The 22,227-nt window shown below is 41.6% G+C and carries 17 protein-coding genes; 5 read left to right on the forward strand and 12 right to left on the reverse strand.

The genetic code is table 11. The features are described from left to right. Window positions 1-116 precede the first annotated feature (116 nt). The 4 genes from B4G94_RS05030 to B4G94_RS05045 all read right to left on the reverse strand — a co-directional run bounded on the left by B4G94_RS05030 (window position 117) and on the right by B4G94_RS05045 (window position 5,579). Entirely contained in the window at window positions 117-1,835 is a 1,719-nt protein-coding gene (locus B4G94_RS05030) for a M14 family zinc carboxypeptidase (protein WP_286857541.1), read from the reverse strand. A gap of 185 nt (window positions 1,836-2,020) precedes the next feature. After that, window positions 2,021-2,965: a pentapeptide repeat-containing protein gene (locus tag B4G94_RS05035; protein ID WP_286857542.1), complete on the reverse strand. Its 945-nt coding sequence runs from the start codon at window positions 2,963-2,965 to the stop codon at window positions 2,021-2,023. Between the two features lie 165 nt (window positions 2,966-3,130). Further along, window positions 3,131-4,186 (reverse strand): PmoA family protein, encoded by a 1,056-nt coding sequence (locus tag B4G94_RS05040; protein ID WP_108631767.1) that lies wholly within the window; start codon window positions 4,184-4,186, stop codon window positions 3,131-3,133. Between the two features lie 28 nt (window positions 4,187-4,214). Continuing rightward, on the reverse strand, window positions 4,215-5,579 hold the full coding sequence (locus tag B4G94_RS05045) for a Gfo/Idh/MocA family protein (RefSeq protein WP_286857543.1): 1,365 nt from the start codon (window positions 5,577-5,579) through the stop codon (window positions 4,215-4,217). A 351-nt stretch (window positions 5,580-5,930) separates the two neighbouring features. Here B4G94_RS05045 and B4G94_RS05050 point away from each other — a divergent pair, with 351 nt between their 5' ends. From B4G94_RS05050 to B4G94_RS05065, 4 genes are all read left to right on the forward strand, one after another. Further along, window positions 5,931-6,143: a hypothetical protein gene (locus B4G94_RS05050; protein ID WP_108631769.1), complete on the forward strand. Its 213-nt coding sequence runs from the start codon at window positions 5,931-5,933 to the stop codon at window positions 6,141-6,143. Window positions 6,144-6,145: 2 nt separating this feature from the next. Further along, a complete protein-coding gene (locus tag B4G94_RS05055) occupies window positions 6,146-6,691 on the forward strand; it encodes a hypothetical protein (protein ID WP_108631770.1) in 546 nt (181 codons plus the stop codon). 72 nt (window positions 6,692-6,763) lie between these two features. Next, window positions 6,764-7,423 (forward strand): FadR/GntR family transcriptional regulator, encoded by a 660-nt coding sequence (locus tag B4G94_RS05060; protein ID WP_108631771.1) that lies wholly within the window; start codon window positions 6,764-6,766, stop codon window positions 7,421-7,423. 89 nt (window positions 7,424-7,512) lie between these two features. Continuing rightward, complete coding sequence (locus tag B4G94_RS05065; protein ID WP_108631772.1) at window positions 7,513-8,733, forward strand: MFS transporter; 1,221 nt, start codon at window positions 7,513-7,515, stop codon at window positions 8,731-8,733. A 48-nt stretch (window positions 8,734-8,781) separates the two neighbouring features. Here the strand turns inward: B4G94_RS05065 and B4G94_RS05070 are convergent, their stop codons facing one another. Then, complete coding sequence (locus tag B4G94_RS05070; protein WP_286857545.1) at window positions 8,782-10,761, reverse strand: RagB/SusD family nutrient uptake outer membrane protein; 1,980 nt, start codon at window positions 10,759-10,761, stop codon at window positions 8,782-8,784. A gap of 12 nt (window positions 10,762-10,773) precedes the next feature. Then, window positions 10,774-13,989: a SusC/RagA family TonB-linked outer membrane protein gene (locus tag B4G94_RS05075; protein WP_286857546.1), complete on the reverse strand. Its 3,216-nt coding sequence runs from the start codon at window positions 13,987-13,989 to the stop codon at window positions 10,774-10,776. A 524-nt stretch (window positions 13,990-14,513) separates the two neighbouring features. Here B4G94_RS05075 and B4G94_RS05080 point away from each other — a divergent pair. Next, entirely contained in the window at window positions 14,514-15,053 is a 540-nt protein-coding gene (locus tag B4G94_RS05080) for a GNAT family N-acetyltransferase (RefSeq protein WP_181390416.1), read from the forward strand. A 44-nt stretch (window positions 15,054-15,097) separates the two neighbouring features. Here B4G94_RS05080 and B4G94_RS05085 read toward each other — a convergent pair whose 3' ends face one another. The 6 genes from B4G94_RS05085 to B4G94_RS05110 form a co-directional block, all read right to left on the reverse strand. Further along, window positions 15,098-16,045, reverse strand: coding sequence for a polysaccharide deacetylase family protein (locus tag B4G94_RS05085; protein ID WP_286857547.1), 948 nt, complete (start codon window positions 16,043-16,045; stop codon window positions 15,098-15,100). Window positions 16,046-16,240: 195 nt separating this feature from the next. Next, a complete protein-coding gene (locus tag B4G94_RS05090) occupies window positions 16,241-16,990 on the reverse strand; it encodes a succinate dehydrogenase/fumarate reductase iron-sulfur subunit (RefSeq protein ID WP_108631775.1) in 750 nt (249 codons plus the stop codon). An 11-nt stretch (window positions 16,991-17,001) separates the two neighbouring features. After that, window positions 17,002-18,918 carry a fumarate reductase/succinate dehydrogenase flavoprotein subunit gene (locus tag B4G94_RS05095; protein ID WP_286857549.1) on the reverse strand — a complete coding sequence of 639 codons (1,917 nt, stop codon included), beginning with the start codon at window positions 18,916-18,918 and terminating at the stop codon, window positions 17,002-17,004. A 10-nt stretch (window positions 18,919-18,928) separates the two neighbouring features. Beyond that, window positions 18,929-19,585, reverse strand: a complete 657-nt coding sequence (locus B4G94_RS05100; RefSeq protein WP_108631777.1) for a succinate dehydrogenase cytochrome b subunit — start codon at window positions 19,583-19,585, stop codon at window positions 18,929-18,931. A 12-nt stretch (window positions 19,586-19,597) separates the two neighbouring features. Beyond that, a complete protein-coding gene (locus B4G94_RS05105; RefSeq protein ID WP_286857551.1) occupies window positions 19,598-21,028 on the reverse strand; it encodes an anion permease in 1,431 nt (476 codons plus the stop codon). Between the two features lie 20 nt (window positions 21,029-21,048). After that, window positions 21,049-22,215, reverse strand: coding sequence for a porin (locus tag B4G94_RS05110; RefSeq protein ID WP_286857553.1), 1,167 nt, complete (start codon window positions 22,213-22,215; stop codon window positions 21,049-21,051). Between the last annotated feature and the right edge of the window lie 12 nt (window positions 22,216-22,227).

Below are 22,227 nucleotides of genomic sequence, written 5' to 3' on the forward strand. Positions count from 1 at the left end.
CAGCAGCGGCACCGGCTAAAACTACCGCAGCTAAATCAACGGCAAAAAAAGTATAGCAACCAAAGTTGCTCAGAGAAACAGCCGCAGTACGGACTTATAGAACAAGATATATCGCGTTAAGGCACAATTCTAAAAATCGGATACAGTAGGTGTGATTTTTCATAATAATTCGAATGCTTATATACCCAATCCAATTGAGCCTTTCCGTCAGCTGCAAATTTTGGATTACCTGCTTTTTCTTTATCAAAGGCAGATTTTAAATCCTTATTTTCTTTCAAAAGTTTGGCTGCCGTATCTTCAAAAACATAGGCAGAGTAATATTCTTTTTGTCCAAGGATCGCATCAAAGAAATTCCAGTTGAAATAGGAATCCATCGCTTCGGGTTCCAGTGTCTCCATAAGATACTTTACGCCATCCTGATCCAGCGGAACCAAAAAGTCTCCGGCCCTGAACCTCACTTCCTTCATTTCCCTTAACACATCGGTATCATAATGGAGATAATGCCCTTCATAAGGTGTAGAAGTCGTCTTGAAATCGTTGATTCGGTATTGTTCCACAACAATGGTGGAATCTCGTTCAATTGCATTCATTCTGATCTGATTGAGCTTCAATAAGTCAATAACTTTCCATTCGGATTGCGGGATTACATAATACTTCGGAATAGTAACTTCCTTGGTTGGAAGGTAGGTATTGTATAGCTTAACCTGTTTTGAGAATTTGGAATTTCGGTCGTACCACAATCTTTTTCCGGAGGAAACATCACTTGGTTTATATTTTGCCTCAAACCCTTTAAAATCAATATTTTCATATTTCGTCGTATCGAGTTTCCATGCAATGGAATATTTGCTTCCGATACTATACTGTTTTAAATTGTCCGCTCTCTTCTGTTGAATAACCTTATGATTTCGCTCAATAAAATCGAGTGTATTTAGCATATAATCATATGTTGCCTTTACACGCTCTTTATAGGGCTTCAACATATGTGTTTCGACCACCGTTCCAATGACGTTGAAAAGACTCGTATAACCTGTGGCATATCTGGGTGAATCCATAAAAACTGGGAAACCAAGATCTGGAACATCATTGTGAATATTGACATAGGGAACAGAAATAAATCCATTTTTTTCAAGATCCTTTAACAGTGTTTTTTGCATTTCGTCATTAAAATAGTCCCCTAAAACTCTCCCCAAGCGTTCCTTGTTGGTCGAGATATAAGTAAACGTATATTGATAATCTGCGCCATTGCTGACATGGTTGTCAATAAAAACATCTGGTTTTATCCATTGAAAAATCTGCTGAAAACTCCGCGAATTTTTCGTGTCTGTTTTGATAAAATCTCTATTGAGATCATAATTTCTTGCGTTTCCACGAAAGCCATATTCTTCGGGTCCATTTTGATTTGCTCTAGAAAACCCGTTGCGATTTAGCATTCCGCTGACGTTATAGCTGGCTATCGCAGCTATAATAACATGCTGAGGTGTTTTTATTCTGCCTGTTGCCAGATCTCTCATAAGCATCATGGTTGCATCAATTCCGTCGGGCTCCCCGGGGTGAATACCATTGTTAATAAACAGTACCGATTTATTTTCTCTTGCTTCCTCCGGGCTTTGTTGCGATGGATTGAATATAACAACATCGATCGGGGCCCGGTTGTCATCTTCTCCCTTTGTTTCATAACTGATTGCGGGAAATTGATTCGCCAATCCCTGATAGAATTTGCGCATTTCCGCAAAAGTCGTCGACTGATTACCATTACCTTTCTCGTACGGTGAAAGGTTTTGAGAATAGCCCGCACTTGAAATCAATAAAAAGAATAGAATTGGAAGTTTTTTCATAAGATCAATTTAATGTTCTAATTTAAAAAAAACTTACTAAAGTCGGTTTCTTTCGATCAGTGCCTGTACGAAAACTTTATATGATGCACTCCCGAATGGGGATATCCACATTTCTACCCTCGAAAATTTTATTGGAGCTTTCGAGGGTAGATGAAACAGGGCTCATTTTGCCAAGAACTGTTCACTTATAGGGTTTTAACAAGAGAGAGATCTACACCTAAACCCTTGAGCGAAGCAAATGTTAGCTTGTCCATCATTGCTCCGTCGAAGCGAATTGTTTGGAGTGTTTTATAATATCTGTTTGTTAAGACAGAACTAGATCGAAATGAGACATTTCTAAATGTCGCTCCCTGAAAAGAAGCACCTGTCAGCGCGACACGATCAAACATTACATCAATAAAGGTCTGTCCATCGAGGTTGATACCGCTCATGTCACAGGATTTAAATGTCGTACCGTTAAAGGAACAATTTTCAAAGACTGTTTTTCTAAGATCAATGGACGTGATCTTAACATTGATCAATGAAGCATCCGTAAAATTTGATTTGGTTAGCTCGGATGCATAGAACTCTGTATCCGTAAGAATAGTCTTATCAAAGCTGGCGTTTGTGAGATTGTTTGCGGAAAACTTGCAGCCTCGCAGATCGGTTTCCTTGAAATGTGCGCCGGATAGATCACTTCCTTTAAAGGTACTACCGTTGAGATCGGCATTCGAAAAATCGGCATTCCGTAAATCACTTCCTAGGAATTTGCGTTTGGGGGCATGGACACCGACAAAATCAGTTCCTGCTAAAGCGCTGCCGCTGAAATCAGTCAGTAGCGGTCGTTCCGTCCCGGTGGCTGGCTCCAAGTCGCTGGTCATTCCTGCTAAGCTACCCTCACCGTTGTAATCTGTAAGTTTTGGAAGCTCCCGGCCCCTCTCCTCCTGGGTACCGTCAGAAAAATAGTCCAGTCCCACAGCAAAAATATCGGCTAGCTGATTGATTGTCATAAAATCAGGGATGGATTCTCCTCGCTCCCATTTTCCGACGGCCTGCGGACTAATAAATAAAAGTCCTGCGAGTTGAGCCTGAGACATGTTTTGTGCTTTTCGGGCATTGGCAATTCTATTGCCCAATATCTTTACGTCCATAATTGTAATTCTGTTTATGTTTGACTCTGCAAAGATACACGGAGCCACGGCCAAATAGGATAAAATAACGACTACTTCTAGTTGTTATTGCACTACTTATAGTTGCAATTATCAACCCATAGTTGTAAAGCAGCATATACTGCATGGGTTAAAGACAAATCGCTACTACTTCCTGACCTTTTTATCGGTAAGCGCAAATTCTTCCCATAACTTGTTAATTGCTATTGTTGACAACCTTTTTTTGTTTGATGCAATGAGAATACGATACCGAAATGTTACTGAATTGCCTTTTTCCAGTCTAAAATTCAGGACTTCATTTCCCTGGCTAAAAACTTTTTGTCCAAGTGGATTGGCGGCAAATAAGCCGTAGCCCCGTGCATGCCAATAAGTCGGATAGCCGACATTGTCCGGATCGTCCATAATCACTATACTAATGGTATCTTTTCCCTTTTGTCCATAAAGCATACACCATTTTCCACGGGAGCCCCAGGCATCGTCTCCTGTTTTATCCTCACTGGTTAGGTATTGACCTGTAACATTATGCTCAGAATTGCGCTTAACTGTCGTCGCTGAACCGTGGATATCTGTAAACTGCCGTTCTTCTTTGGAAGGCAATTCCAGTTCGTGTGCGACACGTAGACCCAATAGCCCATCCTTGACATCAGCAAAAGATACCGCCTCCATCGCAGTAAATGTTGTGGTCCGGTCGATGATGCGAAGATTCGTTGTTGCCGTAAAAGTGAATGCGGTATGTTCTTTCAACAGCACATGTTTTTTGATGTCGCACCAATCTGCCCTGTATTTTATGACACCGGATGTCCCACTTTTAATTTCGGAGATGGCCGTTGTTTTGATCCAGCCATAGTTGTTTTTCTTAATTTCTGGTATGGCAGACGAATTATTCCAAAAATCAAGGCCATTGACACTTTCATAGTTCATCCACAAGCCGATATGATGTGGGTGATCTGTGGGTTCACCCGGACGTGGAGCCAGTGGAAACCCTCGGGTAATAACCTCGCCATTGGCGGCAAAAATCGGATACAATGTCGGTTTTTCCAAATTATCCGGATAGATAAATGCGGTAAAAGGGCTATCATCTGCCGTAACAATAATTTCCTTACGCGCGCTGTCTTGCCGAACAGTTATAAACTGTTTTTTTTGAGCGGAAACCAGGGGTATAATGACCGCTAACAATAGAATAAGTAAGAGTAGTTTTTTCATTTGTCGGATTGATCTGAATTAAATCTGGTTAATATTTGAATGCTTTCCCACCTGCAATCACTTCTTGTCGTTTGTCATCAAAAATAACCTTTTCTCCTGTCCTGTAGGCTGCATTTGCCATAATAACCGCAATTGAATGGTTGTACCCTGCTTCAATTGGCGCATTGGGTTCTTTACGATTACGGACGCATTCCATCCAATTGCGTATATGTGCCATTGTGACAACATCCCCGCCGGTATTCGCCGCCGTACCGACCCGGATATTATTCAAGGTGATATCCGGCAATAAATTTGCCTTCATTCCCATTCCACTAGCGTACGCTTCAGTCAGACCGCCCGTAGCCGATATTTTATTGGTATCCAAATTGAGCGTTCCGCCGTTGCTGTAATAAATTTCCTTCACCTCCTCTCCGTTCAGGACGCCTGAATTTGTCTGCCTGGATTTAAACAATACCTGAAATCCTTTAGTCAGATCGTCTAATGGACCGTAATCAAATACAGCAGTAAAGGTATCCGCATTTTCCCTACCATCTTTCCAAAGGTAATTCCCTCCATTTACTGCTACGCTACGGGGGTGCGGAAGACCTGTAAACCAATGCACTGTATCAATCTGATGGCATAACCATTGTCCGGGAATACCTGATGAATAGGGCCAGAACAGTCGATATTCCAGATAATGTCTGGCATTGAAAGGCTCTTCCGGGCGATTGAGCAAAAATCGCTTCCAGTCGGTATCTTCTTCTCTTAGTTTGCCCACTAGATCAGGTCTACGCCATCGTCCCGGCTGATTGACGTTCCAGGTGAGTTCCACCATGACAATATCTCCAAATTTTCCGCTTTTAATAAAATCATTTGCGGCAAAGTAATTTAAACCGCTCCGACGTTGTGAACCGATCTGCACAATCTGTTTGCTATCCTTCACCGCCTTTAATACCGCACGGGCATCTTCCATTGTTTCGGCCAGTGGCTTTTCGACATAAGCATCTTTACCGGCCTGTACCGCTTCTATCGCATGTAGCGCATGCTGAAAATCGGATGTCGAAACAAATACCGCGTCGACATCCTTGATATCGTACAAGGCCTCATTATTCAGGCAGGGTGTAATGGCATGTCCCAGCTTTTGTTTCCAGAAATCCACGCCTTCCTCCCGACGCAACTTCCAGATATCGCTTACAGCAATAATATCAAAATTCAGCTCTTTATAGGCCGCAAGAAATGAGGGAGCATGTGCTCCTTTATGTCGATCTGAAAATCCAACCACCCCAATATTAATGCGGTCATTCGCGCCAATAATTCGTCGATAACTTGAAGCACTGAAGGCATGTGTTCCTGTATAGATACCTGCAGTCAACAGCCCAGCTTTTTTTATAAAATCTCTACGTGAATTAATCATTTTTTAAGTTTATCTAAGTTTAGTTACTTACTAAAAGAATATTTTTGATATTTTGTTTTCTTTTGACTACTTATTATCGGTTCAGCAGCAAACAAAAAGCATTTTTTGCGGCTAAAGATCTTTCATTAACATTGCCTCCATACTTCCGGAAAATATTTGCCTACATACAAGTTAACATCTTCCCGATGACTACGATACCTGCTTGTTTTTTATTTCGGGTTTCTAACGACGGATATTTTTACACCTAAAATATTCGGCAACCCGATTATTTTATGTTAATATAATTTTAGTATTTAACAATATCTGTTTATATTTAACTAGCAATCGCGACAGCAATTAATTAAATGCCAAATGAAAAAAATAATTCAAGAAGGGGAACTAATCACGGTTGGAAGGATGCAAAAAGATCCTTTTATTATGGCTATGGAAGAAAAAACAGCTTGGAAAAAAGAGCTAAAACAGAAAATCCGTAGTTACCTCTTTGCCCGACAGCAACCTTTGATTTACCGGAAAAATGGACAGATGGTTGCTGAATATCAAGATGGAACAATTCAAAGCATCTAAATATGGCAACTATATATATCATAGCCGGCCCACCTAACATCGGTAAAAGTACCTTCGGACCAGACTTTGTTCCTGAGGGCATAAAAATCCTTGATCCCGATCTTATCGTGCAGCGTTATCGCGAGCTCGGCATCAGGAGCGGGTACAAACGATTTGAAAAAATGTTACAGCATGAACTTTCCGCCAACCGGGACTTTGCAATAGAACTCAATTTAGGATTGAGAAAACATTTCGACATGTTGAGAATGGTCAAAGCTTTTCATTCCGATAATAGAATAGAAATATTATTCTTCTACACGGATCATATGGATATTTGTTTGGCCCGGGCACAGGCTCGAAAAGATAACCAGGCCCACCGTAGTATGGAAACTATTGAAGATTTATACATTCGGGCCCTCCCACTGCTCAAACGAAATCTGGATATCTTTGATACGCTAAAGGGTGTGGACGTAAGAGAAAACTCCATAGAGCCTGAAATCATTTTTCATTATCAACAGTCCTCAGCCACTATCGAAGTCTCTAAAGAGCTACCGCGATGGGCAGGTTAATAAAATTAAAAAAATAGTTGTGCTCCAACTGAAAATTATCTTACCTTTGCAATCATCAGATGATATGACTATATGAAAACTGAACACATTGTAAGAAGATCTTTGGCTGAGGAAGTCGCTGCCGCGATTGAAGAAAAAATTAAACTGGGCAATTTCCCGATTGATTCGAAACTCCCCACTGAGCCGGAATTAATGAAACAGTTTGCGGTAGGAAGATCAACAATTCGCGAGGCCGTTAAATATTTAAGTCAATCTGGTTATCTGCATGTACAACAGGGGCTGGGCACTTTTATCAAGAGTGTGACCGGAAATCACGCGCTTGACGCAAAAATTGAAAAGGGTAATTTTAACGATATTTTTGAGGTAAGACATGTCCTGGAACTGAAAATTATTGAAAAAGCGGCAGTAAATCGAACAGAAAAAGGCCTGAAAGATATGAGCCTTGCACTTAAAAATAGAACAAAATATGCGACCGAAGGAAATCTTATTGCTTGTGTGGAAGCAGATATCGCTTTTCATAGCGCTATTGCTGAATCTTGCGGCAATAATATTCTGACAGCCTTATATAATACCTTATCGGCTCACGTGAATAAATTTTTCATGGAGATTTATAAGGATACCTCCCCTTTTCTCGCCTCACAGAAGCAGCATGAGGATTTAATGCAAGCAATTAAAGATAAAAATATCCAGCAGGCTCTTGCGGTGGCGAATCAAATTATCCAACAAAAATAATTTTCTTAACCCTTTGTCCTTTACGATCCCGACAATCAAATAATAATAAATCACGAAACAAAACATCAGATGACCTGATGTATTAATTTATGAAAACAGAATCTTTAAAAGCGGATGGTTCTTGGAATAGTTCCCAGACCGTCTACCCTATCTTATTTGCAATTAGCATTTCCCATTTGTTGAATGATCTTATTCAGTCGGTTATTCCGGCTGTTTATCCGTTATTAAAGTCTAATTATGCACTTAGTTTCACCCAAATTGGTATTATTACCTTAGTGTTTCAGCTGACAGCTTCCATTCTGCAGCCTTTTGTTGGACTTTATACCGACAAAAATCCCACGCCAAGATCACTGGCTATTGGCATGTTGTTTTCCTTGGCTGGTTTACTTTGTATTGCCTTCGCCTCCAGTTTTATTTATATCCTGCTTTCAGTGAGCCTGATCGGGATGGGGTCCTCAATTTTTCACCCCGAGGCCTCCCGTGTTGCCCATTTGGCTTCCGGCGGCAAAAAGGGATTGGCGCAGTCAATCTTTCAGGTGGGCGGCAATGCCGGTGGTGCGATCGGGCCGCTTCTTGCCGCATTGATTGTTATCCCCTTTGGTCAACAATATATCGGTGTTTTTGGTGTATTGGCAATTTTAGCCATCTTAATCCTTACCTATGTGGGAAATTGGTATCAATTGCACCTTAGACCGAAATCTACGGTGGCGACACATGGCACTGCACAGATAAAGTCGAACTTTTCCAGATCCAAAATTATCTTTGCGCTGATTATCTTGCTGATTCTCATATTTTCAAAGTATTTCTACATGGCATCCATGACCAGTTACTTTACATTTTATCTGATCGATAAGTTTGGCATTAGTGTACAGGAATCTCAAATTTATCTTTTTGTTTTTCTGGCATCGGTGGCGGTCGGAACAATACTCGGCGGTCCACTGGGCGATCGTTATGGGCGCAAACTGATTATTTGGATTTCAATACTTGGTGCCGCACCTTTTACGTTGCTTTTACCACATGTGGGGCTGACCTTGACCATGCTACTGTCTGTTCTGATCGGACTGATTATATCCTCCGCTTTTTCCGCTATCCTGGTATACGCAACGGAATTGATTCCGGGCAAAGTAGGTATGATCGCAGGGCTCTTCTTTGGACTTGCCTTTGGAATGGGTGGAATAGGCTCTGCCCTTCTGGGATGGCTGGCCGATAAGACCTCCATTGAACATGTGTTTAATATCTGTGCTTACCTTCCCTTAATCGGTATTGCGACCGGGTTATTACCCAACATCGAACGTCATAAAAAGGCATAATAAAAACATCTCTCCGAAAATTTTCGGAGAGATGTTTTGTTTAGCGTTTTAGTATCCAGGATTCTGGATGAGTTTGGTATTCCGATTTATCTCGTCACGATGTAAGGACGTAAAATACATCTTGTCATCCCAATTTCTATTCTCGATTCCGGGATCAATATTACTAACAACGTATTTGTACGTATAACTGCTTGGATCGTATTTATACAGCGTTACTTTCTTGTTGTCTTTCAGTGTGCCGGTGATATTGATGATATTGGCTTTACGCCCAATCGTTTCGGCAGCTATCATCCAGCGTCTTGCATCAAAAAAACGATGTTCTTCATAAGCCAGCTCTATCCTGCGTTCATTGCGATAGCGGTTTTTAAGCGCGGCTCCTGTTTCTTCAATTGCAGGCATTCCCGCTCTGAACCGAATTTTATTTAACCAGGCTTTTGCTTCCGCCTCTTCCCCCAATTCAATACAGGCCTCCACGTAGTTTAGTACAGCTTCAGTATAACGTAACATTGGCCAAGGAACACGCTGTCTTGTATTCTGATCTTCCTGAGCAGGATCGGGATCAACAAACTTACGCATATAATACCCCGTTCTTGAGCCATTCCAATCCTCAACGGGGCTTTTTCTGGTGTCTAAACCAAAATGGGTGACTTTAGCGCCTTCCGCATTAATAATTTCATATTGACCAGTCTGGATCTGATTGCTAGGATCTCTTTTGGTCACATCTGCTGTTCTTGGTTTCCAATCTGCGCCATCGTATAAAATTGTGGCTTTCAGTCTCGGGTCACGATTTTGATAGGGAGCCGAAGCCATGGCAGCGTTTGACCAGTCAAACTTTTTACCGTCATTCGTCTCGTAATCATCTACTAACAATTGTATCGGGGTATTACCCGCCCAGTTATGGTATCCGTTGGGTCCGTTGTCACGTCCTACCCAGCCACCACGTTCGTCTTTTTCGTCAACAAAATAACGGCCTAAGATCATATCCCTCGCTGCTCCAGCATCTGCCATTTTGCTTCCACCGCCGAGGGATAGGGCCATATAGTTTGCCGTACCTTCTTCGGCAGAAACTGCGGAGGTCAAATCCAGTTTATAGGCAAAATCGGCCCGGTTCAAAACAGCTTTCGCCGCTTCCTTTGCTTTTGTCCAACGTTCAGTCTGGCTGCCACTGGTATACATCAAATATTCTGGTTTTGTGTAAGCTTTTAAGAGTGCAGATTTGGCACCCGCCTTATTAGCGTCGTGGAGGTCACTCGCGGCATATAATAGCACGCGCGATTTTAATGCCAGCGCGGCGGTTTCACTCGCGCGTCCTTTAGCAGCCTTTGAATCTTTCAAAAGCAGGCTTGCACTGTCCAGATCATTGACGATGGCATCAACACACTCGGCATAGCTATTTCTCGGCACCATATAATCTTTATCATTCAAGGTATAGATCTTATTATCTATCGGTACAGCACCATAAAAACGCAAAAGCTGTTGATAATAATATCCACGCAAAAAATAAGCCTCACCTAATAATTTATTCGCTTTTGCCTGATCAAACTTGGCCTGTTTCAAATTTGAGATTGCAATATTCGTGGCGCGAATACGCACATACATGCGTCCATATTCGTAGGTATCCATGATGTAACCTTGGTCTGCCGGATTGGAGCGTGCTTCGGTTACGGTATTAATGCCGCGATTTGGATGGGTGAATAATGCCTCGTCTGTCATGGAAGCCATTTCTTGTTCGTAAAAACCACCGACACCAAAACCATTGTATATTTCGACTACGAAAGCTTCAGACAGTCCAGCATCAGACCATACCAATTCATTGGGAACCTCACTCAGTGGCTTTGTATTCACAAAATCGTCATTACAGGACTGGAAACCAGCCGACAACACAAGCAAGAGCAGGGATATATTTGCAATTTTTTTCATTTTATTATCTAATTTATATTTCTGAGAATAAGTTTTCATAGGCCTTTCGTTATTTTGGGAACCCGCATATACAGCAGGAAGCCCCCGTAGCCCCTTATTTATTTTCATCTTCTTTAGCATTTAAAAGGATAACAACACGCCTGCATTAATTAATCTTGCCTGCGGATAATACTGTCCTAATGCATTTACCGCCTCTGGATCGTACATCTTGATCTTGCTCCAGGTGACTAAATTCATACCATTTGCATAAACACGCAATGATCCGATACCGATTTTATCGCAGATTGTCGATGGAAGATTATAACCCAATTCCACATTTTTTAGACGTAGATAATCCGTACTCCGCATCCAATAGGTATTGTTATACGAGTAATATTGATTACTGCGATCCGTTAGTCTTGGATATACGCTGCTCGGATTAGTTATGCTCCAACGCTTATCGTAGAATTCCTCAAGAAAATTACCGATAGCGCCCGATTCGTCGGTACCAACACGAATCTCTCCACCTGTGGCGCCTTGGAATAAAACGGACAAATCAAAATCCTTATAGCTCAAGCTGAAATTGAATCCACCCTGAAATGTTGGGTCACTATTTTTGTCTCTTCTGACCTTATCATCCGGTGTAATTTTCCCATCACCATCATAGTCTTGATATTTCATATCACCTGGACGTAAAGTCTTTGTGATAGCACTGTAATCAAGTTTATTGGCGGCGATATCCTCCATATCCCGAAATACACCATCATAGATATAGTAGATGTCTGTTTTGATCGGTTTTCCCGTGCTTTGTTGCCATGCTGGAGCACCAGGTGCCTCATCCCAGAAAATAATTTTATTCTTCGCATAGCCACCATTAACGCTTACAGTGTATCCAAGCTCGCCCGCCTTACCTTTATACCCCAGATTAAATTCCCAGCCTTTATTATCTACTTTACCAATGTTCTCAGCTGGTAATGTCATACCAGTACTTTGTGGAACAGAAGCATTTTTCCGCCATAGAATAGAGTTTCTACGATTTTTGAAGATATCAAACTCAAAGTTCAACTTACCCTGTAGAAATTGGAAGTCGAAACCTAAGTTATAATTATTGGCAACCTCCCAAGTGACCATTTCATTTGGTACCCGGCTTTCAAAGAGTGTTTTAGCCAGTTTATCGTCCACAATATAGGTTCCAAATGAATAGGTTGAAAAGTATTGGTATTCTTGCAATTTATCTTCCCAATAAATATTATCATTACCCATTTGACCATAGGACGCACGGATTTTGAAGTAGTTGATGACAGGAATGTTTTCTTTCCAGAAGTTCTCTTCAGATACAACCCAACCGGCCATTGCCCCCGGGAAAAAGCCAAAACGTTCACTCTCTGGGAACATATAAGAGCCGTCATAACGCCAGAGAAACTCTGCAATATATTTACTTTTGTAATTATAGCCAAAACGACCAAAATAATTCAACCTTGCCCGCTTCCAGGCTGCTCCATCATTATTTTTTTCTTGTTCTCCCCCCGCAAAAAGGTAATCGATACTGTTCGATAAAAAGTAACGTCGATAGGCACTAAACTTGTCATTGTCAATGGTTTCTCGGTTTACACCAGCGATGGCATTTACTTGATGGTCGCCAAATTTTCGGTCAAAACTTAAAATACCGCCTAACAAAATATTGAGTTGATCCTCGTTGCTTTGATTGAGATTTGGGTCTGCTGGACCACGCCGACCGGCTTGCAACAGGGGTGTCTTGCCATCAGCTTCATAGCCTCCCGGCCAGGAATATAAAGTCCAGGGCGTCACCCATGTTTTTTGATTTTTCACATATTTGTCTACAGAAGCATTTAATGTTAATTTCAGGCCTTCAATCCATGGATTCGTAATATCTACCTGTCCATTTGTTTGGAAATAATAACGTTTATCCCGGTCATATCCAGTCGCATTTGTCGTAATAACCACCGGATTTTCGCCATTCTCGATATCTGGTCCTGGTTTTCCATTAGGCCAAATGGCGGGCTGTGTCGGATTTCCACGCATCAGCATCCGAAAGATCGTACCTGCACTTTTGGTTGGGAAATTGCGGTTTTCCTGCCTACCCAATACACCAAATTGTGTTTTAATATACTGACTTATATTCGCATCCAGATTAATTCTTAGATCATACTGCTTGTAACCGGTTGCAGAATTTTTGTAATAAGCATCTTGATTTTGGTATCCTAATGACAAAAGGTATTTTACGTCTTCCGTACCCCCATTAATTTGAAGATTATGACGTTGTTGAGGTGACCAATCTTTCAATGTGGATTTATACCAATCAGTATTGGGGTGCCCCCAAGGATCAGAACCATCTTTAAACTTTTGGATATCCTCAGGTTTAAAAGGTGCTCCCAAGACAGTACCATCCTTCTTGGTATAAGATCCCTTCCCGTTTAGGTCAGTTAATGCTGTTGACCATTCATCTACCGGAAGATTGTAAATTTCAAGTTCGTTGCGAATTTCAGCAAACTGTGTCGCATCGGTCAATTTGGGAATTACTGTCGGTTGGGAATATCCTTGATTAAAGGTATAAGAAAACTGTGGCTTGCCTGTCTTTCCACGGCGTGTTGTTACAAGAATAACGCCATTTGCAGCTCTTGCACCATAGATTGCGGCCGAAGCATCTTTTAAGACAGAGATATTCTCGATATCCCGAGGATTAAGTCGCTCAATTCCACCTTCACGAGCTGGAACACCATCAATAACGACGAGTGGGCTGCTATTCCCCAACGTATTTGTACCCCGGATCTTGATTGTGGATCCGTCATATCCAGGCTCCGCACTACCATTGGTAGCGATTACACCAGGGATCCTTCCAGTCATCGCGTTGGAGACATTTAATGCTGGGGACTGTGCAAGATCACTTCCTTTAACTGTAGCCACCGCACCAGTTACTGTTTCTTTCCGCTGTTTGCCATAACCGACCACAATGACTTCATCGAGACTTGACTGGGAATTTAGCAGTGTTACATCTATGGCTCTTCGTCCATTGACCACTTCATCCATCGTCTGTTTACCAACCATCCTAAAATTGACTGTCCCGTTAGCAGGAACCTTATCCAATTTGTAACGGCCTTCATTGTCGGTTTTGGTGACTAAATTCGTCCCATTGACCGATACAGTAACGCCCGAAATAGGCAATCCCGCCTCATCCCGTACGACACCAGTAACACTTAATTCCTGTTGGAAGAGATTTCCATAATGTGCAAAGCTCGCGGCGTCTACAGATTGAGGGCTTAGCGCTACTAAAGAACACAACGAGCCAGTCCAAAACGCTCTCTTCCATTGATTTGAGAAATAATGGCAATTAATCATAAAAACTGTTTAATGGTTTAAATTGTATGTTTATTAGTTATTTATTTGCTTCTACAAGACTCTTGGTTTAGAATCTTATCAAAGGCGGTTTATAATTGAATTTTTAATGATATGAAAATACAAAAATAAATAAACAAAGCAAGTGTTATTTTCACACTATTGACAAAAATAAACATAAACAATTGTTTTATAGATAATTAACTAAACAAAAACCTAAAACTATCACTTTTTACCCTTTCAATGTTATAATGCCAAGACAGTCCCAAACATTAAGAAATCCGCTAAAAAGTTATATCTGAAAGTCTTTAACAAAATATCGTCTTAATACATGCTATGATAATATTTTACTCAAAATAGAACTGTTATATTCTGAAAAATAGTGGACTCTTGATTTTAATTATTATGGTGTCAGAATTATATGGAAATACGTGATTTTACGATAAAGGGTTTTTTATTTCATAATTTTAATGGCAATAGTAGAAATAATATAGAAATATACGTTTCCAAAACAAAATATCATAACAATGAATATTCAAATCAGACAGGAAAGCAAAGTCGATTATCAGTCAGTTTTTGAGCTCATTCAAAAAGCGTTTGAACATGAAGAATATAGTGACCATCAAGAGCAATTTCTCGTCGAAAGATTACGTCAGTCGAGCGGATTCATTCCGGAGCTTGCCTTAGTCGCGGAAATCCATGGTAAAATCGTTGGTTATATCTTACTGACAAAAATCAAAATTCGCAATGAAGCAGAGAAACGGGAATATCCTTCTCTTGCTTTGGCACCGATTGCGGTGTTGCCGGAGTTTCAAGGAAGGGGAATTGGCGGTAGATTAATCGCGGAAGCGCATCGAATCGCTGCAGTACTTGATTTTGGATCCATTATCCTATTGGGCCATGCCAGTTATTATCCAAAGTTTGGTTATGTGACAATGGCCGAATATGGGATTAACATGCCCTTTGAGGTTCCAAATGAAAATTGTATGCTCATTGAACTCCGTCAACATGCATTAGCCGGAGTACAAGGAACAGTCGTGTATCCAAAAGAATTCGGAATAGCCTAAAAAATGGCCGACAGAATGTGTTCGCAATAATCGGCCATTTTATTTTAATATTTAATTGGATAATCTTGCATAAATTCAAACTGATACCCATCTTTTTTAAGTGCATCTATCAGGGCCGACAACTCCTGCTGTCCCTTTTTTGTCTGGAACATATCATCATGCATTAAAAACACCACATTATTCGGAACCATCGAACTCTTATTGTTCATAAAGTTATGGATATGGGATAATGTCGCTTGCTGAGGTTGAACAGGAACTCCTGTAATACTGTTCAAACGCCATTCTACATCCCAACCAAAAATACGATAACCATTTTTGTGAAGCATATCAGCCGTTGTGGAGCCATTTTTCAAATCTATCTTTCGGATATCATCATACATCCAGATATTTCTGCCCGGGAGTCTAACAATTTTATGCTTAAGATTAAGATCCTTTTCATTCTTTTCAAAATCAGCAAATGCCTTTTCCGCATTGTTATAAAATCTTGAATATTGATTATTGGCATGTGTATAGCTGTGGTTATAACAAGCAATCAAGGGATTATTTTTATATTTTTCAAGATCCCGCTTTCTACCTTTGCTCATATTGGCATGTTTGCCAATTAAAAATACGCTTACTTTTATATTTTTCTCTTTTGCCAGCGAATCAATAGCCGCACTTCCGATCAAAGGACCATCATCAAATGTCAGATAGATATGTTTCGGATGCGCATCAAAAGCTCTCCGCAACGAATCCTTCAGGTTACGCTTTTGTTGCTTCACAGGGATCGGATGCAAACTATCAACTGTAAAATGTAGCTGATTTCTTTGGAGAGAATCCCATTTGTTCAACAGAACGGGCACTTTTTCCTTGTGGATCAACTTTTCATTTAGTGTATCCCTATCGACTTCTTTGCCACTGCCCAATACTTTATTTGAGAAATCTTTACATGACACTGAACCTAAGGTCACACTACCCATGAACAATGCAATCAACAACCTTCTACACTTCATATCTATCCTAATAACTTAAGTGATTTTTTATGTTTCAAAAATACCATAAAAACCCACTCTAAAAGTATAATATTTCATAAATCCCTAATTTCCGTGATAATCAGCTACAAAAACGACAAAATTATTTGTCTTAAGGGTTTATTAACCCTATGATGGCACCGTCAAAAGATCGATCAGCTTTGATTTGGCAAAACGTTACTTCTTCTTAAAGATTAAAGCCCGGTTATATTCGAAATTCATTCGGGCAATGTTTAGCACAGAAATCCCCTGTGGACACTCAACCTCACAAGCTTCTGTATTGGAACAGTGGCCAAAAGATTCGGCATCCATTTGCCTGACCATATTCAACACACGCTGACTTCTCTCTTCCTTTCCCTGCGGGAGCAAGGCCATGTGCGTAATCTTTGCTGAGGTAAACAGGGCTGCACTCCCATTTTTGCAAGTAGCGACACATGCACCACATCCGATACATGCTGCTGAATCGAAAGCTTCTTCAGCCAGCTCATGTGTAATAGGAATAACCGTAGCATCGGGCGCCTGTCCCGTATTGATGGACACAAACCCACCAAGAGAAATAATTCGGTCAAAAGCGGATCGATCCACTTTCAGGTCTTTTTTTACCGGAAATGCCGAGGAGCGAAAAGGCTCAATCACAATGGTGTCATTATCCTTGAACGAACGTAGATGCAACTGACAGGTCGTCGTATGTTTTAGCGGACCGTGTGCGATACCGTTAATCATTACACCACATTGGCCGCAGATCCCTTCCCTGCAGTCATGGTCAAATTCGACAGGCTCCTCCCCATTGACAATGAGCTTCTCATTCAACGTGTCCAACATTTCAAGAAAAGACATATGCGGGTTAAGCCCCTGTAGCTCATAGGCTACTAGCTTCCCTGCTGACTGATTATCTTTCTGCCGCCAAATTTTAAGATGTAGATCCATAATTGTTCATTTTATTTGTAGCTTCTTACTGTAGGTTGTATTTCTTCAAAAGTCAATGGTTCTTTGATCAGTTCGGGCTCCTCCCCGTCTCCTTTCCATGCCCAGGCGGATATGAATTGAAAATCAGCATCATTCCGCAATGCTTCTCCATCTGCTGTTTGGTATTCCTCTCTGAAATGGGCACCACAGGATTCTTTACGGGTCAAGGCATCGTAACACATTAATTCACCTATTTCAAAATAGTCTGCAACACGTCCGGCTTTCTCCAATTCGGTATTTAATGAATCTGGCTGACCACTGACCATGACATTATCATAAAATTCCTGTTTAAGCTTCCTGATTTCTGCTATTGCGTATTTAAGCCCCTGTTCATTCCGGGCCAGACCACAATAGTCGTACAGCAGTTTGCCCAGTATCTTATGAAAATGATCAACGGTCTTATTTCCTTTAATCTGCAACAATTCTTCAATTTGTCTTTTAACGGCGAGTTCAGCCTTTTCAAATTCTATATGATCTGTAGTAATCTCTCCGGTGTGAATTTCATTCGATAAATAATTGGCGATCGTATAAGGTGCAATAAAATAACCGTCCACCGAGGCCTGAAGCAACGAATTTGCCCCTAGACGATTGGCGCCATGATCAGCAAAATTAGCCTCACCCAGCGCAAATAGCCCCGGCAAAGTCGTCATCAGTTCATAATCTACCCAGAGTCCACCCATCGAAAAATGGGCCGAGGGCGATATCATCATCGGTTCGGAATACGCGTCATAACCTGTTATCTTATGATACATATCAAAGAGATTACCATATTTTTCCGCAATTTTATCTTTACCCTGTTCCTTGATTGCTTTAGCAAAGTCAAGGTAAACCGCATTCTTTAAAGGACCTATTCCAAAGCCTGCATCAATCCGCTCCTTGGCAGCTCTCGATGATATATCCCTGGGAGCGAGATTGCCAAATGCAGGGTATCTACGCTCCAGATAATAATCTCTATCTTCTTCGGGAATATCATTTGGTTCTCTTTTTTCATCCAGTTTTAACGGCACCCAAATGCGTCCATCATTACGTAAGGATTCTGACATCAGAGTCAACTTGGATTGATAATCTCCCGATTGTGGCAAAGAAGTGGGGTGAACCTGAATCCAGCTCGGGGATGCCATCAATGCGCCCTTTTTATGTGCCCGCCAAATTGCCGATCCATTGCAGCCCATTGCGAGTGTGGATAAATAATAGATTTTACCGTATCCACCTGTGGCGAGTATAACCGCATGGGCAGCATGTCGTTCAATCACTCCGGTATCTAAATCACGAACAATAATACCGCGCGCCTTTCCGTCGATAACAACAACATCCAGCATTTCGTGGCGGGAAAAGAGCTGAACAGTCTTTTTACCGACCTGCCGCATCAATGCCTGATAGGCTCCCAATAGCAGCTGCTGTCCTGTCTGCCCCCGCGCATAGAATGTGCGGCTCACTTGAACCCCGCCAAAAGAGCGGTTGTTCAGATAGCCGCCATATTCTCGTCCAAAGGGAACACCCTGTGCCACGGCCTGGTCTATAAGATTCAGGGAGCATTCTGCCATTCGATAGACATTAGCTTCACGGGCACGAAAATCTCCTCCTTTTAACGTGTCCACAAACATTCGATAGACACTGTCGCCGTCATTCTTATAATTTTTTGCGGCGTTGACTCCACCCTGGGCGGCCACGGAATGGGCTCTTCGGGGACTATCCTGAAAACAGAATGACTTGACCCGGTAGCCCATTTCACCAAGAGATGCAGCGATCGAACTTCCCGCTAATCCCGTTCCCACAACAATGACATCCAATTTTTTCCGATTCGCCGGGTTTACCAGCTTTGCGGTTTTTTTATAGCGTGTCCATTTTTCTTCCAAAGGTCCCGCTGGTATTTTTGAGTTTAAAGTCATGTCTTCGCCTTTAGTTAACAGTAAAAAATATATAAATTGGCATCAATGCAAAACCAATGCTGATAATAATGGAATAGGTAATGCCAATGGCTTTAAACCAACGAACAAATTTTGGATGATACAGGCCCAGGGTCCGCACAGCGCTATGAATCCCATGGATAAGATGATAACATAGGGCCACCATTGATAAAACGTAGATAAGTACGTACCACCATTGTTGAAACACCGCAATAACCAATATATAGAGATCCTTATTTCCTTTTGCATCCAATGGTGGAGCGCCAAACTTATATACATACCAGAAGTTCTGGAAATGGATCACCAAAAAAATAAGAATAAGCGTGCCCAGAATCCCCATGTTCCGTGAGTACCATTTGCTCGCTCGTCCACGACTGTCTGACTGGTACGCTCCGCCCGTTTTCCTATTCTTTATCGTGATGACCAATCCGTCAATAGCGTGCAGTATAATACTCAAATAAAGCACATAGGAAACTATTTTTATCAGGATATTTCCCGACAAAAAATGTGAATAGGCATTAAATTGTAAATGCGCCTGCTCCCGGGGTAAAAATAATTGCAGGTTTCCCAAAAAATGGATCAGCAAAAAGAAGGCGAGAAATAACCCCGTTAAACACATCAGCATCTTCTTTGATAAGGTCGATAGCATAAGCTTTTTTCTTTAATAATAACCAATGACTTTCATCCATAACCCGCCTACACCCATATAGATAATAAGTAGGACGATCCCGATTTCCAGTCCACGCAACCACCAGGACTTGAGATCAACATAACCGCTACCAAAAAATACCGGTGCGGGCCCATGCCCGTAATGTGTTAATACGCCGTATATGGACCCGAGGAATCCAAGCATCATGGCCAATAACATGGGCGGAATACCTAATGATACCCCGACGCCTAACAAAGCCGCATACATTGCAGCGACATGAGCTGTAGCACTCGCAAAGATGTAATGGCTAAAGAAGTATACCAAAATAATTACCGGAAAAGCAATTTGCCAGCTCAGCCCTCCAATCTGTACCTTGATCAAATCACTAAACCAGCCGATAAATCCAAGTTCATTCAGCGAACTGGCCATCATCACCAAAACGGCAAACCAGACAATTGTATCCCAGGCACCTTTCTCCGCCTTTACATCCTCCCAGGTCAGTACCGAAGTCAGCAAGAGCAAGGTCAGGCCGATAAATGCGGTTGTGGTCGCGTCAATAGATAGTGATCCGCCGAAAATCCAAAGTGCCAGAAGAATAAAAAATGCCAATAACATCAACCATTCATTTCTGGATATTGGTCCCATTTCCTTTAATTTTTCTGCGGCCATTTTGGGTGCATCGCCCGTCTTTTTTAGTTCCGGAGGATAAAGTTTATAGAGTACCAGTGGAACAACAAAAAAGGCCACAATTCCGGGGATAAATCCAGCAACAGCCCAGGACATCCAGGTAATGTCAATTCCAAGATTGGCGGCAAACTTTTGACACATGGGGTTACTCGCCGTTCCGGTTAAAAACATGGAGGATGCAATCAAATTCATGTAGTAGCTGTTCAATGTCAGATAGGAACCTAATTTTCGGTGCGTCTCAGGTTTATCAGGGACAGAATCGAAGCTGATGGCCATGGATTTCATAATCGGATAGATGATGCCCCCACCTCTGGCCGTGTTGCTGGGTATCGCAGGTGCCAAACATACATCTGCCAACCCCAACCCATAAGCCAGTCCAAGCGAACTTTTTCCAAATACACGAATAAAAAGAAATGCGATACGATTCCCCAAACCCGTTTTGATAAAACCTCGCGCGATGAAAAAAGAAATTCCGATCAGCCAGATAACTTTGTCTCCAAAACCGGTCAGCGCTTTGGTAATCGATTTACCGGCATCTCCCGGTGCGAGTACTTGCGTCAGTGCCGTGAAAGCGATTGCCATCATGCACATGGTACCCATCGGCGCTGCCTTCAGAATGATACCGAGTATCGTAGCAGCAAATATGGCAAACAGGTGCCAAGCTTCAGGACTAACGCCTTTCGGCACTGGAATAAACCACAAAATGAGCGCAACAATAAAGGTGACGGCAACATTTTTGATACTAATTTCTTTCATAAGAATTGCGATTTAAAAGATTAGAATCTACTTTGTACTTGAACAATAAATAAATTTCTATTGTATTCATTGGTATTCGGAGTCTGCTTTTTATAGCGATCGAGCTGCAGACCGAGCTGTATCCGGGCACCGTAATTTTTTAAAAACTCCAGACCAAACATGGGTGTAAACGTCTGCCTTGCATTTGCATTTAATTTATAGTTTGGGTCAATATACTCGTAACGACAGGAAAGCTCAAATGCACTGAGATTGTAATAGTTAACTTCATACCTTAAATTCGGAAGGAAGTAGATGCCCCGAACGAGATAATCACTTAGCTTTGATGTCCGCGCTTCCTCATTCAGCGCATAATATAAGTTATGATTTATGGCCTGTTTCGCTTCCAGTTGCATATCCAGGTTCCATCGCTTTCCAAAATCCACATTCCCGCTCAGATCTACTCCCAGTGCATGAACCTGCTTTTTCATGACCTCACCAATCCCGCCATTTAACCCAAGATTGACTCCATATTTTTTTGAAAGACCGAATACCAGACGTGTTGAATATTGTTTTCCGTTGTCATTATCAGCGATTTGATTTTTACCGTTTCCATTGACAACGGAAAGGGAATAACTGAATGGCATATCTCCTAAATTAACTTCCCCTGTTGCGGCCATCCCGATCTGAAAACTTGCCCAGCCCAACTTGCCAAATTCAAGATATTGATTTGACCAATCCAAGGATTTAATAATATCTATCGGATAAGTTTCTTCAATGCCAAACCAAGGTCGGAATTGACCGACTGTAATGGCCAGCTTAGGGCTAAAAGTATATTTTAGATAAGCGTTTTCAAGTACCTTGGTTTTTGGGTCGCTTTTAAAATCAGCCAGGTTGGCAAGCACAGCCACTTCAGTGCGCCTGCTGATCTGCGCACGCATCTGCACCCGCATATACTTCACCATAAAATTATTGTCTGTCCCTGTACCATCGCTGTGATGAAGCCCATTGACATCAACATCTTTCGTTGTGCTCACAAGATACCGGGCCTGAAAAAGTCCTTTGATCTGCAATTTAGGATAGGTTACCTCTCCTTTGCTTTGCGGTACAGAATCTTTTTTTGCTGGCTCTACCGGCCCCGGCTCCTGCCCATTGACAGTTGTATGGAGCAATAAACAAAAGACAGAAATTGGAATATAAAGTTTCCTCATATCTAAAATAAT

The organism is Sphingobacterium sp. UBA7625, assembly GCF_002484085.1.
Lineage (GTDB): Bacteria > Bacteroidota > Bacteroidia > Sphingobacteriales > Sphingobacteriaceae > Sphingobacterium > Sphingobacterium athyrii.

What these genes read in the sequence shown, in the direction of transcription:
- B4G94_RS05050 (WP_108631769.1), top strand. Translation starts at nt 5,931, where the DNA reads ATGAAAAAAATAATTCAAGAAGGGGAACTAATCACGGTTGGAAGGATG.
- B4G94_RS05090 (WP_108631775.1), bottom strand. Translation starts at nt 16,990, where the DNA reads ATGGATCTACATCTTAAAATTTGGCGGCAGAAAGATAATCAGTCAGCA.
- B4G94_RS05030 (WP_286857541.1), bottom strand. Translation starts at nt 1,835, where the DNA reads ATGAAAAAACTTCCAATTCTATTCTTTTTATTGATTTCAAGTGCGGGC.
- B4G94_RS05040 (WP_108631767.1), bottom strand. Translation starts at nt 4,186, where the DNA reads ATGAAAAAACTACTCTTACTTATTCTATTGTTAGCGGTCATTATACCC.
- B4G94_RS05035 (WP_286857542.1), bottom strand. Translation starts at nt 2,965, where the DNA reads ATGGACGTAAAGATATTGGGCAATAGAATTGCCAATGCCCGAAAAGCA.
- B4G94_RS05080 (WP_181390416.1), top strand. Translation starts at nt 14,514, where the DNA reads ATGAATATTCAAATCAGACAGGAAAGCAAAGTCGATTATCAGTCAGTT.
- B4G94_RS05070 (WP_286857545.1), bottom strand. Translation starts at nt 10,761, where the DNA reads ATGAAAATAAATAAGGGGCTACGGGGGCTTCCTGCTGTATATGCGGGT.
- B4G94_RS05100 (WP_108631777.1), bottom strand. Translation starts at nt 19,585, where the DNA reads ATGCTATCGACCTTATCAAAGAAGATGCTGATGTGTTTAACGGGGTTA.
- B4G94_RS05045 (WP_286857543.1), bottom strand. Translation starts at nt 5,579, where the DNA reads ATGATTAATTCACGTAGAGATTTTATAAAAAAAGCTGGGCTGTTGACT.
- B4G94_RS05110 (WP_286857553.1), bottom strand. Translation starts at nt 22,215, where the DNA reads ATGAGGAAACTTTATATTCCAATTTCTGTCTTTTGTTTATTGCTCCAT.
- B4G94_RS05085 (WP_286857547.1), bottom strand. Translation starts at nt 16,045, where the DNA reads ATGAAGTGTAGAAGGTTGTTGATTGCATTGTTCATGGGTAGTGTGACC.
- B4G94_RS05060 (WP_108631771.1), top strand. Translation starts at nt 6,764, where the DNA reads ATGAAAACTGAACACATTGTAAGAAGATCTTTGGCTGAGGAAGTCGCT.
- B4G94_RS05055 (WP_108631770.1), top strand. Translation starts at nt 6,146, where the DNA reads ATGGCAACTATATATATCATAGCCGGCCCACCTAACATCGGTAAAAGT.
- B4G94_RS05105 (WP_286857551.1), bottom strand. Translation starts at nt 21,028, where the DNA reads ATGAAAGAAATTAGTATCAAAAATGTTGCCGTCACCTTTATTGTTGCG.
- B4G94_RS05065 (WP_108631772.1), top strand. Translation starts at nt 7,513, where the DNA reads ATGAAAACAGAATCTTTAAAAGCGGATGGTTCTTGGAATAGTTCCCAG.
- B4G94_RS05095 (WP_286857549.1), bottom strand. Translation starts at nt 18,918, where the DNA reads ATGACTTTAAACTCAAAAATACCAGCGGGACCTTTGGAAGAAAAATGG.
- B4G94_RS05075 (WP_286857546.1), bottom strand. Translation starts at nt 13,989, where the DNA reads ATGATTAATTGCCATTATTTCTCAAATCAATGGAAGAGAGCGTTTTGG.